This is a genomic window from Pauljensenia sp. 20925_1_34, from assembly GCF_041432775.1.
Lineage (GTDB): Bacteria > Actinomycetota > Actinomycetes > Actinomycetales > Actinomycetaceae > Pauljensenia.
In genome coordinates this window covers 1-17,132 of sequence record NZ_JAPWAG010000038.1, presented here as the reverse complement: position 1 = coordinate 17,132, position 17,132 = coordinate 1, and the positions used below count along the sequence as shown (strand labels likewise).

The window sequence follows — 17,132 nt, the reverse complement described above, 5'->3', positions numbered from 1 at the left end:
CCCAAGGCGAACTCCTGTGTTCGGTCGTCGTCCCACGACACTGCCCACGATCCCCGGGACGCTTTGAACACCACCCACACCCCACAATGCGAAGAGCCACTAATCGGCGCACGACAGTGCCGCCGGCGCTCGCACTTCGCGAACACCGGCGGCACCGATGAATCAGAACGCCCTTTCGTTCATCGTCGAACCCGAGCCATCGACCGGCATGGCTCGCTGATAGAGGCCAGACGTGTAGGTAACGTGCACGTCGTCTCCATCGACCGCGAAGCGCCACCAGAGGTTAAAGTGGCTCGACGTCCCATCCGCGTAGGCTACCGTCACCCCGGTCTCGTGCAGATCAATTGGGGATTTCCAGACGGCGACGTCCTCGGGTGAATCATCAAAGGACACCCTCATGCCCTCGGCGCTGTGCCCACGTAGGCGCTGCAGGCACACGCGAGATTCCTCGCCGCGCACGCACCGCTGAATTTCCTGCTCGGCATCCACGTGAACATCGTTGAAGTCACGCTCCGACAAAACAGCGCTCAGCTGATAGTTTCCACCGAGGGAAACGGGGATGCTATCCGATTCCCCGGACCACCGCTCATTGCCCTGAGTGTCGCTCAGAACATGGCGCCAGTGATGAGCGATCGGGAAGACGCGAAGCTCGTACACCCCGGGGTAGGCCGATCGAATAATACGCCACTGTGACCCCGTGGGGGCTGTGGGACCCGCTTGCGCGAACTCGTAGTCGTCTCCGAACGTCGCCGTCGCGAATAACGGGTCGAGAACAACCGTTGACTCTCCGTATAGTGCCCCATCTAGGTGCCACCATCCCGTCACGGGGGATCCCTCGCTCTCGTCACGAGTGAGGCTTAACTGGTACTCCTGCTCGACACCTCCCACGAGCAGGCGGACCTTCGCAATGCACCTGACGTTCCTCTCCCCGCAATCTTTGTTCACCGTCACATCCAGCAGCTGCGGGGCTTCAACGCGCAGCTCCGAGATGTCGTCGCCAACCCTGCACGACCTTCCGCCACACCGCTTGTCCCGGGCGGGAATAACCTTTTCAGCCTCCGAGTACTTCCCGTCGATGATCAGCTGGACGTAGGCTCGCACGGCCTGTTCAGGCGTGATCTGAGAACGCAGAGAGTCCCCATACGCGGTACATCCCAAGACCCCGAGGACCAGCAGGAGTGCCAGCCCCACAAACGCTCCCGGCCCGCGCTTGACATAGCGAATCAGCCTCATCGTCATCCCCTTCTCTCCTTCTCCCACGGGGGGAGCTCAGTTTCCAACGTGATGCTCACCGTGCCCGTCGAGTCTTGCGAGTATCGCCACTTCACCCGAACAAACTCCGTGCGCCCATCGGGGAATGTCACCTCCACCGAGAGGGTGTCCTCCTCGGTCACAGAGTCAAGACTCGGGCGGTTCCAAAGATCGGTAACGACCGTCAGTACAGCCCCTTCCTCACCCTTCCCGGACAGTTGGCGAGTGCACACAGGGGACGGCTCGCCACGCAGACAGGCACGGAGCTCGCGCTCAACCTGGACGTACAGCTCGTCGTAGTCCTCGGGTGCCATGACCGCTTCGATTGACATTTCCTCCCCCAAAGAGAAGGGGACAGAATCATAATCGCCATAATCCTCCTCCTGATTATTCCGATCGCGTATCAGCACAAGCCACCGGTCGGCAATCTTCGTGACGTTGAGGTCGTACATGGCAGGATATCCTCGCATCGTGATGTACTCCCACGAGTAGCTCCTCCGCCCGGAACCAATGCCATGCCCCCGATAGACCTCAAGGTCGCCAACACTCGCAGACGCAAAGACATCATCGATCCTGATCGTTGATTGACTCTGCCAGGGCTTATAAATCATCCATCCGCCCACCGTTCGCACTCCCGGGGTCGGGTAGTGCTCAGGCTGTTTAACGATGGTAAAGCTGCCCCACGATTCCTTTCCCCCAAGGGTGTATCGAACGAGCACCTGATAGCTCTCGTTGTTCCGCTCTCCGCTTCTTGGCTTGACCGTCAGCTCGACCAGCTGCGGATATTCAATGGGCGTGGCGAGCGATGGATCGAGAAAGCAGTCGCCACGAGAACACGTGCGCGACTCGACTTTCGCGTACTCCTCAGCCTCCGCGTAGCGACCCGTGAAGATTAGATCAACGTACTCGCGCGCGAGCGTCTCGGGAGTCTGAGGCTCAGTCACAGGCAGGTCTCGATACCAGGATGCCAGGCCGACCCCGCACGCAAGCAGGAGAGCGAGCCCGACAATGGCACCCGGTCCACGTTTAACGAATCGACAGACGACGATGCCTAATTGCAGCAGTAGTCGCATGGTTTCCCCTCCAGTCGCAGCGACGATTCCCCACGCTGGGAAAGACCTGTCACATGCATCTTCACACCCTTTTCCTACACGGTCAGCCTACCATGGGCCACTCGCACCCAAAAGCCCCGATCCTTGCGCCACCGGGGCCGCGAAGCCCTATGATTGGCCTGATGCTATTCCGTCCCCCTCTCATCGACGACGAGTCCCCCTCACTCGCCCTGGCACTGACCGCCGGCGCGGGTGAATTCGCGTCGACCCTGCTGGTCGCGGCCATGTCGAAAGGCTGGTTCTACCCGGGAGTCGTCGGCTTCGGCGGCATCGGCTCCCAGCGCAGCGCCCGCATCCTCGGCCGCGTCCTCATGGCCCGCGGCGACGACTCCCGCACGTGGCTGCAAAACCGCCGCGGATGGCGCCAGTTCTTCAACGCGCAGGTCCCCCGCCAGCCCGTCCTCGTGACGGTGGGCACCGCCCGCAGGCTCGCCTTCGCGGACCGCGGCGGCTTCGTCGATATGACGGTGCTCGGCCACGGCCTCGAACCCGGCTGGCACAACGCCACCATCCAGGTGCTGCACGCGGGCGACGTGCGCGCCCTCGGCCTCTCCGAAGACACGGCCTCCAAACTCGCTACCACGCTGCGCACCGCGACCCCCCTGCCGGCCCCGCCCTCGGCAATGTACGAGCGCCCCCGCAAGGGCCGCATCCGCGCCGGGCGCCCGGCCCGCGTGCGCGTGCGCATCATCTCCGACGACGAACACTTCGGCGTCGTTTCCGACATCGACGACACCGTCATGGTGTCGATGCTCCCGCGCCTGGTCACCGCCGCCAGGCACGCCTTCCTGGACCGCGTCTCCTCCCGCGAGGCTGTCCCCGGCATGGCCGACCTGCTGACGACCCTGACGACGTCGTCGGCCTCGTCGGAGGGCGTACCCGAGGGCACCCACTCCCCCATCATGTACCTGTCGACCGGCGCGTGGAACGTAGTGCCCACGCTGCGTTCGTTCCTGGAGCGCTCCGGCTACCCGGCGGGCGGATTCCTCATGACGGACTTCGGCCCCTCGAATACGGGCTGGTTCCGCTCGGGACCCGAACACAAGCGCCGCGAGCTGCGCCGCCTGGCCCGCATGTTCCCACACGTGCGCTGGCTCCTCGTGGGCGACGATGGCCAGCACGACCCCGAGATTTACGCGGAGTTCGCCCGCGAGCACCCCCAGTGCGTCGCCGGCATCGCGATCCGTTCCCTGTCCGAAATCGAGCAGTTCATGGCGCACGGCAGCTTCGAGGCCATGGTGCCCGACGCCCTGTGGACCGTCCCCGAGCGCATCCCCGTGTGGTACGGGTCGAACGGGCACGCGCTGCTCGACAATATACGAGGCCGGGGCACAGCAGGTCCCCTCTCCCAGCACTGAGGAGGGGCGGGACGCGCGCCGCCCCCGCCCCGACAAGCAGGAAGGCCGCCCCGAGGGGCGGCCTTCCGCGTTGCTTATTCCTCCGGTCTCAGGAGCCCGACATCGGGCGGCACTTCGCGGGCTGTGCGATGGGGTCGGTGGACTTCAGGACGCGCTGGACGTCCTCGGCGCTCATCGCGTCGTCGTAGAAGGTACCGAGTTCAACCGTGACGGCGGCGTCCTGTGAATCGGTCAGGCGCACGTGAGCGCCCGGGAAGAAGCGCGCCACGGAGTAGGCGTTGTCGACACCGTTCGGACCTGCGGTGATGCGCACCCTGCCCGTGTACTCGATGTCGTCGTTCTTGGGTTCTTCCGTCTGGAATCCGGCGGTCGTGAGCATGTCAGTGGCCTTGGAGGCCAGGCCCTGATGCTGGGTCGTGTTGATGACCGTGACCGACACCTGCGAAGGGGACACGGGCTTCGAGTCCGCCGTCGGGCACGGGATGTCGCCCACCTCGGCGTACTTGACCTTCACAGAGAAGTCGTTACCGAAGGGAACCGACACGATTCCCGAGAACACGAGGGCCGCTGCTGACGCAATAGCGATCAGCGCGACACCCACGATCGCGAAAGTCAGGTTCTGGCGCTGCTGGCGCTCGCGCAGGAACCGCTGACGCGGCGTGAGGGCAGGGCTGGGCTCATTCGGTGTACTCACGGTCTCAACACTATCGAATAGGGGCACCCCGAGGCCAGACAACGCCCCGTCGGGAGCGTTACATCTCGCCACACCCCACCCCGCGATACAGTAAGGGCACCCTAAGATCAGGCCCCGGCCTCGTCCCCAAAACAACCCGACAAAAGGACTGCGATGAGCTTCCTGGACACCGACCTCCTTGCCCGCATCCACGAGCGCGCCGCCGAGGCTGACGCGACCAACACCTACCCCGAGCGCGATCTCGCCGACCTGCGAGACGCCGGCTACCTCGCGGCCTTCGTCCCCACCGAGTTCGGGGGTGCCGGCCTGAGCCTGACCGAGATCGCCGCCGAGCAGACGGCGCTGGCCAAGGCCGCGCCCGGCACTGCGCTGGGCATCAACATGCACCAGATTATCGTCGGCCTGGGACGCCACCTGGTCGCGGCCGGCAACGCGCGTGGCGAGCAGATCCTGCGTGACGCGGCCGCCGGCGAGGTCTTCGGTTTCGGGATCTCCGAACCCGGCAACGACCTCGTGCTCTTCGGCTCGACGACGCGCGCGACCGCGACGGCAGACGGCGGATACTCCTTCGAGGGCACCAAGATCTTCACCTCCCTGTCCCCCGTGTGGACGCGCCTGCTGATCTTCGGCCGCGCGGAGACCGAGGAGGGCCCCAAGTCCGTGTTCGGCATCGTCCACCGCGACGACGAAGGCTACTCGATCAAGGACGACTGGAACACGCTGGGCATGCGCGCCACCCAGTCCATGACGACGCTCCTTCAGGGCGTCACCGTGCCCGCCGATCGTATCCTGACGATCACGGACCCGGGCCCGAGCACCGACCCGGTCATCTTCGGCATCTTCTCCCACTTCGAGATCCTGTTGGCCGCCACCTACCAGGGCGTGGGCGAGCGCGCCGTCGAGGTGGCCGCCGAGCACGTGGCGCGCCGCCGCTCCGTGAAGAACCAGACGACCTACTCCAACGACCCCGACATCCGCTGGCGCATCGCCGAGGCAGCCCTCATCATGAACGCGGTCGGCCCCCAGATCCGGGAACTGGCTCGCGACATTGACGCGGGCGTGGACCGCGGCCGCTCCTGGATGCCCCAGCTCTCCGCCGCGAAGAACGCGGCCGCCGAGGCCACGCTGCGCGCCGTCGAACAGGCCATGCGAGCGTGCGGCGGCAGCGCCTACTACAACACGCACGAGCTCTCGCGCCTGTACCGCGACGCGCTCGCCGGCCTGTTCCAGCCCTCCGACCAGGAGTCCCTGCACGCCGCGTGGGCGAACCTGATCCTGGGTCCCATCGAGAAGCCGCAGTAACGTCCCCGGGGACGAGGCCGGGGCCGGGCGCCGCTGCACGGCGAATCCCCGCCCGGGGCCGTGAGCGCGCCGGTACGCTGCGAGCGTGGCCCCGCCCGGGCCTCGAGCACCCACCAAAGAAGCGGACCCCGAGCACATCCTCGGGATCCGCTCACAATCGCGTCGCCTTACTGGTTCCATTCGAAGTCGGAGGGGAAAATCTCGCCGGTCGAGCCGGTCATCCAGCCGGCGCGGGCCAGAGCGAAGGACTTGCCGGACTTGGTGTTCCAGCAGGTCACGCCGTCCGCCGTGGAACGGCACGCGTAGTCGCCCTTCGTGGCGGCCACACCGTGCGCGATGGTGTCCCCACCCGAGGGCATAGAGCTCTCGCACGACTGCGTGGACTCGTCCTTCGTGGCCTTCAGGACGCCGACCTTGCCGCCGGTGCAGGAGGCGTAGCCTTCCTCGGCCCAGTTGCTTTCGGCGATGCCACAGCTGACGCCGGTGTCCGAGAAGGAGCAGGTGATGTTGCGCGAGGGCATGGTGAAGCTATCGACCTTCACCGCGCCCGCGGGAGCCGGGTACTTGACCGGCTCGCTGGTGGTGGCGCTGGCCGACGGCTGGGGGCTCGTCGAGGAGGACGCCGAGGACGTCGGGTTCGAACCGCCCGCGGGGCCCTCGTATCCGCGCGTGAACACGAAGATGACGATGCCCAGGAGGATCGCCGCGATGACGCCCAGGCTGACGAGCACGATCGCCATGATCGACAGCGGGCGGCGCTCACTCGGAGCCTTGCTGGCCGCCGGCTGAGCCGCCGACTGGGCGGCCGGGGTGGCGGTGGGCACGGGCTGCGGGATCTGCTGGGTGGTCTGGGTGCTCGCCGAGGCCGAGGCAGGCGATCCCCCAGGGGTGGGGTACGAGGAGGAGACCACGGGGGACGGGTACACGGCCGTGGCATCGGGATCCTGCGCGGCCGTGTTGCCCATGATCGACTGGCGCTGCACCTGGGCGACGACCTGCTCGCGCGCTCCCACCTTCGGGACCGGCTTGTTCGCGCCCGCGACAGCGGTGTAGGGGGTCGTGCGCTCGACCTGGGAGTACGAATTCACGCCGCCCTGACCCAGCACGTACATGCCGGACTCGGAGGTGCGAATCGACGAACCCGCAACGGCGCCGGACACGTCGCCGTGCATGACGAGGTAGCCGTTGGAGTCGATGTAGCCGTCGTAGTCATCGCGCGCCTCAAGGGCGGCGTTAATCGCCGGATCGTTGAACTGGTGCAGCCAGTCCAGCAGCCCACGATAAGCACGGGGATGCGCGGCCACGACCGGACGCAGCTCGGGGTAGCGGTACGCCAGTTGGCGCAGCGCCTCGGCGTCGGTCGACGGGTCCTGGGCTGCCGCCGCAGGATTATCGAAATGCAGCTCTTCTGCCATCGGTGCTCCAGACTTCATCGGTCACGCGGTTATTCCACAATACCGCGCTCACGCGCCACAGGTGAAACCTTGTCCGGTTTCCTGACCACGATACGGCTCTGTCACTTGACAAAACCCCTACAAGTTATGTCGGAAGACGAAGGTGTCAAAATTAAGCTCCTCGATATCGGCCGCGAGCGCGCACACCTGATCGTCCCATCCACCGCGCGAGGCCTCAAAACCTTCCGGTGTACCGAATTCTCGTGCCTGCTGGAGCGCAAAGGACTTGACGCCCATCCGTCGAGCCGCGCGAGCAACGGCCAAACCGTCGCCCGGACCGTCTGGATAAACGGTCAGGCGCACCTCGTGGTCGACCTCGGGGTGGTCCAGGACGACGCCCAGGGATTCCCATGCGCGCGCCCCGGCACCCGGTCGACCGGCCACGGCCTCGTAGTTATCGCGCGTGGCCTTCACGTCGATGCCCACCCAGTCGACAAGGCCGGCGCCCAGCAGGTCCTCAAGGCGCCGCGGGTAGGGGCCGGCCGTGTGCAGGCCAACGCCGAAGCCGAGCTCGCGCACGCGCGCCATCGCCGCGCCGAGGGCGATCTGGCGGGTCGCCTCGCCGCCGGAAAACACGACGCCGTCCAGGAGGCCGCGCCTGCGCGCCAGCAGATCCTCGAGCTTGCTCCACGCGACCACGCCCGGAATGCGCGGGTCGATGATCGCGCTGTTATGGCAGTAGGGGCACGCCCACGGGCACCCCTGCAAGAACAGGGACGCCGCGAACTTCCCCGGCCAGTCCACGGTCGACATCGGCACGAGGCCCGCGATCTGCAGGTCGTCCGGCGTCCACTCGCGCGCATCCCGCCCCCTGACGAGGCCGGGGACGCTCAGGCTCAGCGTGCCCTCCCGGGTTGCCCCGGCCTCGCCGTCATGGGGACGAGCGCCCACGTCAGCGGCTCCCCGCGGGAGGGAACGCGCTGACGAGCTCACCGTGCGCATCCGCGGCGCTCTCGGAGAACATCTGGCGCTCGTGGTACTCGCCCTTCTTGCCGATGTTGAAGGACTGAACCGGGCGGAAGTAGCCCATGACGCGCGTCCACACCTCGCAGGCCTGCGGCTCCGCGTGGGGGTGGGCGGCCGCGCACTTCTCGCAGGTGAAGTGCTCGCCGGCCAGGTAGCCGTGGACCGGGCAGATCGAGAAGGTCGGCGTGATCGTGATGTAGGGGACCTTGAAGGCCGTCAGCGAGCGGCGCACCATCTCCTTGCAGGCCTCGCCCGAGGAGACGCGCTCGCCCATGTACAGGTGCAGGACCGTGCCGCCCGTGTACTTGCCCTGCAGGACCTCCTGATCCTCAAGGGCCTGGAACGGGTCGTCCGTGTAGCCCACGGGAAGCTGCGAGGAGTTCGTGTAGTAGGGCTCGTCCGGCGTGCCCGCCTGGATGATGTCGGCGAAGCGCTTGCGATCCTCCTTCGCGAAGCGGTAGGTCGTGCCCTCCGCGGGGGTGGCCTCCAGGTTGTACATGTGGCCGGTGGCCTCCTGGAGCTGGACCATGCGCTCGCGCACCCGATCCAGGACGCGCACGCACATGTCGAAGCCGCGCGGATCCGTCAGGTCGTAGGCGTCGTCGCTGAAGTTGCGCACCATCTCGTTCATACCGTTGACGCCGATCGTCGAGAAGTGGTTGTCGAGCGCGCCCAGGTAGCGCTGCGAGTAGGGGAAGAGGCCGTGGTCCATGTGGTACTGGATGGTCTCGCGCTTGATCTCGAGGGACTTCGAGGCCAGGTCGATGAGCTCATCCATGCGCGCGACGAGGCCCTCCTCGTCGCCCTTGTACAGGTAGCCGAGGCGCGCCATGTTCAGCGTGACCACACCGATCGAACCGGTCAGCTCGGCCGACCCGAAGAGGCCGTTGCCGCGCTTGAGGAGCTCGCGCAGGTCCAGCTGCAGGCGGCAGCACATCGAGCGGATCATGTGCGGGTCCAGGTCGGAGTTAATGAAGTTCTGGAAGTAGGGCAGGCCGTACTTCGCGGTCATGTCGAAGAGGGCGTCGACGTTTTCGCCCTCCCAGTCGAAGTCGGGCGTGATGTTGTAGGTCGGGATCGGGAACGTGAAGACGCGCCCGTCCGCGTCGCCGCCCGTCATGACCTCGATGAACGCGCGGTTGATGAGGTTCATTTCCCGCTGCAGCTCGCCGTAGGTGAAGTCGACGACCTCCTCGCCAATAAGGGGATACTCGTCCGCGAGGTCGTCCGGGCATGTCCAGTCGAAGGTCAGGTTCGTGAAGGGGCACTGGCTGCCCCAGCGCGAGGGCACGTTCAGGTTGTAGATGAGCTCCTGCATGCACTGCACGACCTCCTCGTACTCCATGTTGTCCAGGCGCACGAAGGGGGCCATGTAGGTATCAAAAGAGGAGAAGGCCTGGGCGCCCGCCCACTCGTTCTGGAGGGTGCCGAGGAAGTTGACGATCTGGCCGCACGCCGAAGAGAAGTGCTTGGGCGGGGCCGAGGCGATCGCGCCACCAACACCGTTGAAACCCTCCTGGATGAGGCGCTTGAGAGACCAGCCGGCGCAGTACCCGGCGAACATATCGAGGTCGTGGATGTGGTAGTCGCCCTCGCGGTGCGGGGCGCCGATCTCGGGGGTGTAGACGTGTTCGAGCCAGTAGTTGGCGACGATCTTGCCCGCAGAGTTCAGGACCAGACCACCGAGCGAATACCCCTGGTTCGCGTTGGCGTTCACCCGCCAGTCGGAGCGGTCGAGGTACTCCTGCACGGTTGCGATGGCGTCGACGTCGTAGCGGGGTGCGCTAGTCATGTTCCTGGTCCTGTCTTTTCTGCGTTTCCGCACGTTTGCTCTGGGCGCTTGTTGTTCATCTCGGTGCCGCCGCGGGCCCTGCACTCCTGTGGGCGCCGGTGCTGTTCGGATGCGTGTTCGACACGTCGTGGATGCTCCGCCCTTGTGGGACGAGGCCGTGGCACTGTGGGTGGAGGCGCTGCCCTCCGCCCGGTGCGAGCCTCCACAAGATGTAGGGCATGGCCACCACGAAACACTAGATCTAGTATTTCCGACGAACAGTCACCACAATATCTAGTGTCATTCGAGTGACATGTACTCATCTCGCGAGTCGCCCTGTTCCCCTCGCCACGCGCGCACTTTTTCGACATCCATCGAGGACTAACGTCCCGTGGCAAGATGCTCGAACCGACGGGGGACCAATGTCCCGTAGCAAGATGCTCGAACCGACGGGGTGGCCCACTCCCCGCGCCCCCAAGCCCCTGCGTCAGAAATTTCGCACGTAATTCGTTTGCTTGATACTTCAACAACCGCCACAAACGTTGCAATTCCAACGAGCGAATTTCAATGTTTGAAAGACGTGCGCGGGAATTACGTGCGAGATTGTTAGGAAACCGTGACCCTGACCTCATTTTCCCGCTCACAATCACGGGGAACTGCATGCGAGATTGTTGGGAAACCACGACACAACGACCATCGACACCGCAGCCCCCCAACACACAGCGAAGCCGCGACCGGAAAACCGGCCACGGCCTCGTCGATGGATGCGGATCAGATGAGGAAGGGCAGCTTCTTCACCAGGCCCAGGCCCTTCCACCAGGTACCCAGCCCCAGCGTGTCGCCCGCGCTCGTCAGCGGAATGAGAATCAGGACGAGCGCGTAGACCAGGTGCTCGTTAACGACAGGGTTCAGCGAGCCCCACACCCACGGGGCGACAGCCGCGTACATGAAGCCCAGCATGACGACGCCCGCGAAGGCCGCCAGGCGCGTACCGATGCCGAGCACCAGCGCCACGCCAATGCCGAGCAGACCCAGCATGAACGCCCAGTCGATCGCGGGCACGGCCAGGGATTCGAAGAAGGAGGCCAGAGGCTTGCCGGTCGTGGCGCCCGTCAGGTAACTCTGCGCGGGCGTGCCGCCGCGAATCCACGCGCGCGACGGGCCGGTCGAGTAATGCAGCCCGAAGGTCTTATCCAGGAACGACCACAGGAAGATGAAGCCAACCGCGAGGCGCAGCAGGCCCAGAATGAGGCGCGCAGGCTTGGACGTAACAACAGCAGAGGCGGGAGCCATAGCGATTCTTTCACGAGGCAACAACGGGCACCCCCATTATCCCAGGAGCGCGGCCTCGGCGGCGACCGGGCATGCAGACAGTCCACCCGCGAGCAGCCCAACTAGGGTGCCTGGGGGCGGCGGCAGGGCCTGGCCGGACATGCAGACAGTCCACCCGCGAGCAGCCCAACTACGGTGCCTGGGGGCAGCGGCAGGGCCTGGCCGGACATACAGACAGTCCACCCGCGAGCAGCCCAACTAGGGTGCCTGGGGGCGGCGGCAGGGCCTGGCCGGGCTTCGAGATCGACCACTCCGAGCCGCAGGCTCGCGTGTGGCGATCTCGCGGGCGGGCCGCCGCCCCCAGGCATCCATAACCCGGGCTGTCGCAGGCAGCAGCGATTATTCGCCCGCGAGGCGGTCGACCTCATGGATGATGAGGCCGCAGATCGCGCTCACCCAGGCGACGGCGGCGACGCCGAGGACGCGAGAGCGCCAGGGTCGGATTTCCAGGAAGTCCTCGAACCCGTAGCCGGATCCGGGAGCCGCGGAGGACATGCTGAAACCCCACATGGCCGCGATGGTCGCGACGACCGCGATGACGATGAGCCCCAGGCACGCCCACACCATGGCGCGCTGAATCTTGACGCCGTGGCGGGGTCGCCGCTCAATGGGTGACAGGGCGAGGGCCCACGCGCCGGCAATGAGGGCGGCCGTGATGGCGTCGGAGGGCCGATGCCAGCCTTCCATCATGACGGACACGCTCATGAGGGAGGTCCACGCCCACCCGATCCAGGCGGAGGGGCCGCGGAACCATTGGGGTGCGACGACGATGAGGGCCAGAGAGAGGGTCACGGCGACGGTCGTGTGGCCAGACGGCAGGGAGTTCACGACGCCGGTCGTCACGCCGAGGCTGGGGCGCGTGAGGACGTAGTCCTTCAGGATTTGGGTGGTGACGTTGGCGCCAATGACAGCGCCGAGGGCTCGCCCGGCCAGGGTGGCGCGCCGCCGGACAGCCGCGAGGAGAGCGACGCCGACGCCAACGCCGACGAGGACGGGCACGGACACGAGGCCGGTGACGAGCATCGAGAAAGCCTCATAGTGGCGGGCCGACCTCATCGTCCCTTCCATGAGGATCGTGTCGAGCACCTGCCCGTACGCGTCTCTCAGGGCGGTGTAGCTAATGAGCGCGGTCGCCGCGATGCAGGAGACGACGCCGACGAGGCGTCGGCAGAGCTTGCGTCGATACCAGCCATCGGCGCTCAGGGGACGAGGCGTGGGCTCAGCCCCGGCCTCGTCCGTGGTGACGCTCGGGTCGGCTTTCGTGCGCCCGCGAGTGGGGCGTTCCTTGGTGGAGGCGGTGCCCGTGGCGGCCTTACGCCCCTTGGCCCCGGCGGCGTTGGCAGCGCCGGTCGCAGACCCGCGTTCCTCGCCTGCGGCGCGAGCGCCGGAGCGTGCGCGAGGCTTGACGGGGCGCGAGTGTCGCGTGTAGGACTCGTCGACGGTCGGGTCGGAGGGCAGCACGGAATTAGGGTCGTCCAAACTGTCCTCCATTCGTGTCGATGCGGTGATGTCGGTACACACTGTAGTGGAGTGTGGCGCGACTTCGCGGATTAGTCGGTGCCGATCATGGCTTGGAGACGCGTTTCAAAGCCTGGACCAGCGGTAATGGACGCTACCCGACGAGCGAACCACGACCTCGTCACAAGCGATTTCGCGGCGAGTGGTGAGGCGGATGTGGGCGCGCGCACGTGAGGGGCCTCGGTTAGAGTGGGTGTGTCCGATTCTGCACGTTTCACTCGGGAGTTGTCAGTGGCCGCTTCTTCACCTGTCAGCACTGACCGTATTCGAGATTTATTGCGGTCTCGCGACGTACGTTTCGGCGACTACAACGAGGGTGAGCTGGCGTACCTGACGCCGAACGCCGCGTTTTTCTGGAATGCCACGAACCCTCAGATCCTGCAGCTGCGCGCCCAGTGGCGCGGAATCGCCCGCACGCCCGAGCAGTTCGGGGAGCTGGCCCGCGAAGTCGCGACCTGCAATTCGACGCGCACCGGCCCCAAGGCCTACGTGGCGCCCCTCGAGGACGGCACGCAGTACGGCCTGATCGCCGAGTGCAACATCGTCGTCCTGTCCGGGTTGACGCAGACGCAGCTGGATCACTTTTTCGAGACCTCCATGTCGATGATCATGGGGTTCTTCGCGGACCTTGAGGTGACGCTGCCCGGGTTCGTGGATTGGGCGGGCAAGAGTGCGGAGGCGCAGCAATGAACGTTCCTTTTGTGGTTCCCGAGGACGATACGACGCCCTACCCCGCCGACTTTGAGCGCGTGGTGGCGGGGATTCGCGACATGGGCTACGCCCTGGACGTGATCGAGGAGGGGCGCGCCGGCGGTGCGATCTTCGACCGTATTCCTTTCCTGGTGTCCTTCGACGCGGCCGGGCGCTTCCTGTCGATTCGCGCGCTGTGGGAGCCGGATATTCCGGCGGAAACCGGCGAGCACGCGATGTTCGCGACCGCGGACAACTGGAATCGCGAGAAGTACTTTCCGACCGTCTACACGGCGACGACCCCCGAGGGAAAGCTGGGCGTGTACGCGGATTTCGTGGTGGACACGAAGCCTGGCCTGTCTAACGATCAGCTGCGCGACGTCATTGCCTCGGGCATTTCGACGGGTATCGCGGCGATGCAATACGTCAAGGAGTCGGCCACCGAGGCCCTGGGGTGGGTGAACCCGGAGTCGGATGAGCGCTGACCGCTCGCCGTCTTCTTCGGATTCTTCGGATTCCGCGCGCTCAGTTTCCCCCTCCCCTTCTGAGTTTTCCTCCAACGAGGCCGTGGCGGGCTCGCCCGATCGCGCGCGCTCTGGGGACGCCCCTTCTTCTCGGCAGCACACGTCTGCCCAATGCGCTGGCGACCCCTCCGTCCGCACTCAGCCGGGAGGCGCGTCCTCCGGGCGCGCCGCGTCCCTGTCCTCTCCCTCCCCCGCTGACCTGCTCGGCGTGTTGGAGCGCTTGAGCGCCGGGGATGATCGCCTCCTCGGCCACGTGACGCTGCCGGGGCGCTCGGGGCGGATCGCGGATTGGCCGCAATGGGTGTCGCCGGCGGTCGTGGACGCGTGGGCGCGGCGCGGCGTGGAGCGCCCGTGGATTCATCAGCGCGAGGCCATGGACGCTGTGCGCGAGGGCCGCGACGTCGTACTCGCGACGGGGACCGGATCGGGCAAGTCGCTGGCCGCGTGGACGCCGATCCTCTCAGACCTGGTGGAAGCCGAGGATTCGTCACGTATTTCCGCGATTCACCGTCGCCCGACCGCCCTGTACCTGGCTCCGACAAAGGCTCTGGCAGCGGATCAGCTGGCCTCACTCATGGCGCTGCTTGGCCAGGACGACAAGCCCACCGACACACAGGCGAGCGCGGACCCGGAAGGAAGCCCCGGCCTCGTCGATGAGCGCCTGCGTCGCGTGCGCGCGACGACCGTGGACGGGGACACGCCGCGCGAGGCGAAGGAGTGGGCGCGGGCGGGCGCCGACCTGATCCTGTCGAACCCCGATTTCTTGCACTACGTGATGCTTCCGTCGCACCAGCGCTGGTCGCGTTTCCTGGCGTCGCTGCGCCTCATCGTCATCGACGAGGCGCACCATTGGCGCGGCGTGACCGGCTCGCACATCGCGCTGGTTGTGCGTCGCCTGCTGCGCGTCGCCCACCACCTGGGGGCGGATCCGCGCGTCGTCATGCTGAGCGCGACCGTGCGCGACGCGGGCGCGGTGGGCCGCGCGCTCACGGGGCGCGACGCGGTCGCCATCACCGAGGACGGATCGCCTGCGGGCGCCCACGAACTGGTCCTGTGGCAGGGCGCGATCATGGCCGACGAGTCCGAGGTCGACATCTCTTCCTTCCTGGAGGCCCTCGACGCGCCGCCCGGCACTGCCACCCTCAAGGTCCCAATCGTGCGGCGCAGCGCCGGGGTCGAGGCCGCCAACCTGGCCACCGCTTTCGTCGAAGAGGGGGCGCGCCTCCTCGCCTTCGTGCGTTCGCGCGCGGGGGCCGAGGCCGTGGCCGCGCAGGTGCGCGACCGCCTCTCGTCGCGAGGGTCGGCTCTGGCCGGGCGGGTCGGCGCGTACCGGGGCGGCTACCTGCCCGAGGAGCGCCGGGCGCTCGAGGAGGCGATCCGCACCGGAGGCGTGCGGGCGCTGGCGACGACGTCGGCGCTCGAGATGGGCCTGGACATCTCCGGGCTGGACGCGACGATCACGGTGGGTTGGCCGGGCACGCGCGCATCCCTGCGCCAGCAGATCGGGCGTGCGGGTCGCGCGGGCGCGCCGGGAACCTCGGTGCTTATCGCTTCCGACAACCCGCTGGACGCGTACCTGGTGCGCCACCCGGAGCACATTCTCGGTGAGGTCGAGGCCTCCGTCATCGACCCCTCCAACCCGTGGGTGCTGGCCCCGCACGTCGCCGCGGCGGCCGCAGAGATACCGATCACGCCGTCCGATATCTCGTACTTTGGACCGGAGCTACGAGGAGTCGTGGGACGCCTCGTCGCCGACGGATACCTCAAGCGCCGCCCAGCCGGATTCTTCTGGGACGCCACCCGCCCCGAACGCCCCAGCGACCTCACCGACCTGCGGGGAGCCGCCGGCGATGTTCAGATCGTCGACGCCGCCACCGGCACCGTCGTCGGCACAATCGACCAGGCCTCCGCCGACGCCCACGTCTTCCCCGGCGCTATCTACATCCACCAGGGGCGCACCTTCCACGTCCTGAGTCTCAGCTCCCTCACCACGCCCGCCGCGCCCGCCACCCAGGGGTGGCCGCGCGCACTCCTGCCCGAGGTGCCGGGCGGCCCCCAGCAAACCAACCGCGTTGGGGGTGGAGAGCGGGAGGCGGCCCAGGCCTCGTCGATCATCATCCCGCCCGCACGCGCCGACGACGCGCGCGTCGCCCTGGTGGAGGAGGTGCGCACTCCCCTGCGCACGCGCTCGGCGACCCACACGAGCGTCGAGGTGTGCGCGGTCGAGGACACGTGGGTGAGCGCCGACGGGACGGTCGCCTGGCATCACGGGCCGACGAACGTGTCGACGCGGGTCACCGACTACGACCTGCTGCGCCTGCCCGGGCTCGAGTTCATCCGCAACATCGAGCTGTTCCTGCCCACGCACACGCTGCCCACGAAGTCCACGTGGTTCACCCTCACCCCCACCGCTTTGGCGGCCATGGGGATCGAGGCGGCCAACCTGGCGGGAACCCTGCACGCGGCTGAGCACGCGATGATCGGAATCCTGCCACTGGTCGCCACCTGCGACCGCTGGGACCTGGGCGGTCTGTCGACCGAGCTGCACGACGACACGGGCGCACCCACCGTGTTCATTCACGACGCGTTCCGGGGCGGCGCTGGCCACGCGCTCGCAGGTTTTGCCAGCGCGCAGTCGTGGGTGGCCGCCACGCTCGAGGCCGTGTCCTCCTGCGACTGCGAGGACGGGTGCCCGCGCTGCGTCCAATCCCCCAAGTGCGGCAACGGGAACGAGCCCCTGTCCAAGGCGGGCGCCATCACGCTGTTGACCTACCTGAGCGAGCGGGCGCCAGCCACCCAGACCGATCGACAGCACAACGGATGAGCGTCGCGGCGGCTGGCAGGCGTGCCACTCGCGGATAGGTTGCGCCTTCGCGGATAGGTTAGGCGCTCGCGGATAGGTTACGAAGCTATCCGCATGTTCATAAGCTATCCGCGTGCTCGTTTCCTATCCGCATGCGCTGGCAACAAGCTTAACCGCGGCGGCGGACAGGCGTGCCGCTCGCGGATAGGTAAGGCGCTCGCGGATAGGTTACGCCTTCGCGGATAGGTTAGGCGCTCGCGGATAGGTTACGAAGCTATCCGCATGTTCATAAGCTATCCGCGTGCTCGTTTCCTATCCGCATGCGCGGGTAACAAGCTCAACCGCGGCGACTTGCGA

The 17,132-nt window shown here is 66.7% G+C and carries 13 protein-coding genes; 5 read left to right on the top strand and 8 right to left on the bottom strand.

The window, feature by feature from the left end:
* Positions 1-162: 162 nt before the first annotated feature.
* Positions 163-1,239 (bottom strand): hypothetical protein, encoded by a 1,077-nt coding sequence (locus tag O3669_RS10250; protein WP_371524682.1) that lies wholly within the window; start codon positions 1,237-1,239, stop codon positions 163-165.
* Entirely contained in the window at positions 1,236-2,195 is a 960-nt protein-coding gene (locus O3669_RS10245) for a hypothetical protein (RefSeq protein WP_371524680.1), read from the bottom strand. Before O3669_RS10245 ends, O3669_RS10250 begins: the two co-directional genes overlap by 4 nt.
* A 278-nt stretch (positions 2,196-2,473) precedes the next feature.
* On the opposite strand from O3669_RS10245, the gene O3669_RS10240 reads away from it, so the two are divergent.
* Complete coding sequence (locus tag O3669_RS10240) at positions 2,474-3,721, top strand: App1 family protein (protein ID WP_371524678.1); 1,248 nt, start codon at positions 2,474-2,476, stop codon at positions 3,719-3,721.
* 88 nt (positions 3,722-3,809) lie between these two features.
* On the opposite strand, the gene O3669_RS10235 is transcribed toward O3669_RS10240, so the two are convergent.
* Positions 3,810-4,415, bottom strand: coding sequence for a LytR C-terminal domain-containing protein (locus O3669_RS10235; RefSeq protein ID WP_295968874.1), 606 nt, complete (start codon positions 4,413-4,415; stop codon positions 3,810-3,812).
* Between the two features lie 153 nt (positions 4,416-4,568).
* Here O3669_RS10235 and O3669_RS10230 point away from each other — a divergent pair, with 153 nt between their 5' ends.
* Positions 4,569-5,717: an acyl-CoA dehydrogenase family protein gene (locus O3669_RS10230; protein ID WP_371524676.1), complete on the top strand. Its 1,149-nt coding sequence runs from the start codon at positions 4,569-4,571 to the stop codon at positions 5,715-5,717.
* 167 nt (positions 5,718-5,884) lie between these two features.
* Here the strand turns inward: O3669_RS10230 and O3669_RS10225 are convergent, their stop codons facing one another.
* The 5 genes from O3669_RS10225 to O3669_RS10205 all read right to left on the bottom strand — a co-directional run bounded on the left by O3669_RS10225 (position 5,885) and on the right by O3669_RS10205 (position 12,719).
* Positions 5,885-7,132 (bottom strand): sodium pump decarboxylase, encoded by a 1,248-nt coding sequence (locus tag O3669_RS10225; protein ID WP_371524674.1) that lies wholly within the window; start codon positions 7,130-7,132, stop codon positions 5,885-5,887.
* A 117-nt stretch (positions 7,133-7,249) separates the two neighbouring features.
* Positions 7,250-8,113 (bottom strand): anaerobic ribonucleoside-triphosphate reductase activating protein, encoded by an 864-nt coding sequence (locus tag O3669_RS10220; protein WP_371524672.1) that lies wholly within the window; start codon positions 8,111-8,113, stop codon positions 7,250-7,252.
* On the bottom strand, positions 8,064-9,962 hold the full coding sequence (locus O3669_RS10215; RefSeq protein ID WP_371524670.1) for a ribonucleoside triphosphate reductase: 1,899 nt from the start codon (positions 9,960-9,962) through the stop codon (positions 8,064-8,066). The genes O3669_RS10220 and O3669_RS10215 overlap by 50 nt, the downstream gene beginning before the upstream one ends.
* Positions 9,963-10,679: 717 nt before the next feature.
* The gene (locus O3669_RS10210; RefSeq protein WP_371524668.1) at positions 10,680-11,201 is read right to left on the bottom strand and encodes a hypothetical protein; all 522 of its coding nucleotides are present in this window, start codon (positions 11,199-11,201) and stop codon (positions 10,680-10,682) included.
* Positions 11,202-11,579: 378 nt separating this feature from the next.
* Complete coding sequence (locus tag O3669_RS10205) at positions 11,580-12,719, bottom strand: phosphatase PAP2 family protein (RefSeq protein WP_295966844.1); 1,140 nt, start codon at positions 12,717-12,719, stop codon at positions 11,580-11,582.
* A 270-nt stretch (positions 12,720-12,989) separates the two neighbouring features.
* On the opposite strand from O3669_RS10205, the gene O3669_RS10200 reads away from it, so the two are divergent.
* The 3 genes from O3669_RS10200 to O3669_RS10190 all read left to right on the top strand — a co-directional run bounded on the left by O3669_RS10200 (position 12,990) and on the right by O3669_RS10190 (position 16,796).
* Positions 12,990-13,448 (top strand): YbjN domain-containing protein, encoded by a 459-nt coding sequence (locus tag O3669_RS10200; protein ID WP_371524666.1) that lies wholly within the window; start codon positions 12,990-12,992, stop codon positions 13,446-13,448.
* Positions 13,445-13,933 carry a YbjN domain-containing protein gene (locus O3669_RS10195; protein ID WP_295918238.1) on the top strand — a complete coding sequence of 163 codons (489 nt, stop codon included), beginning with the start codon at positions 13,445-13,447 and terminating at the stop codon, positions 13,931-13,933. Before O3669_RS10200 ends, O3669_RS10195 begins: the two co-directional genes overlap by 4 nt.
* A gap of 259 nt (positions 13,934-14,192) precedes the next feature.
* On the top strand, positions 14,193-16,796 hold the full coding sequence (locus tag O3669_RS10190; RefSeq protein WP_371524684.1) for a DEAD/DEAH box helicase: 2,604 nt from the start codon (positions 14,193-14,195) through the stop codon (positions 16,794-16,796).
* Positions 16,797-17,132: the final 336 nt, after the last annotated feature.

Bases quoted from the DNA above. Each gene is read 5' to 3' on its own strand.
- O3669_RS10250 (WP_371524682.1), bottom strand. From the start codon at position 1,239: ATGACGATGAGGCTGATTCGCTATGTCAAGCGCGGGCCGGGAGCGTTT.
- O3669_RS10240 (WP_371524678.1), top strand. From the start codon at position 2,474: ATGATTGGCCTGATGCTATTCCGTCCCCCTCTCATCGACGACGAGTCC.
- O3669_RS10230 (WP_371524676.1), top strand. From the start codon at position 4,569: ATGAGCTTCCTGGACACCGACCTCCTTGCCCGCATCCACGAGCGCGCC.
- O3669_RS10225 (WP_371524674.1), bottom strand. From the start codon at position 7,132: ATGGCAGAAGAGCTGCATTTCGATAATCCTGCGGCGGCAGCCCAGGAC.
- O3669_RS10220 (WP_371524672.1), bottom strand. From the start codon at position 8,113: ATGCGCACGGTGAGCTCGTCAGCGCGTTCCCTCCCGCGGGGAGCCGCT.
- O3669_RS10210 (WP_371524668.1), bottom strand. From the start codon at position 11,201: ATGGCTCCCGCCTCTGCTGTTGTTACGTCCAAGCCTGCGCGCCTCATT.
- O3669_RS10195 (WP_295918238.1), top strand. From the start codon at position 13,445: ATGAACGTTCCTTTTGTGGTTCCCGAGGACGATACGACGCCCTACCCC.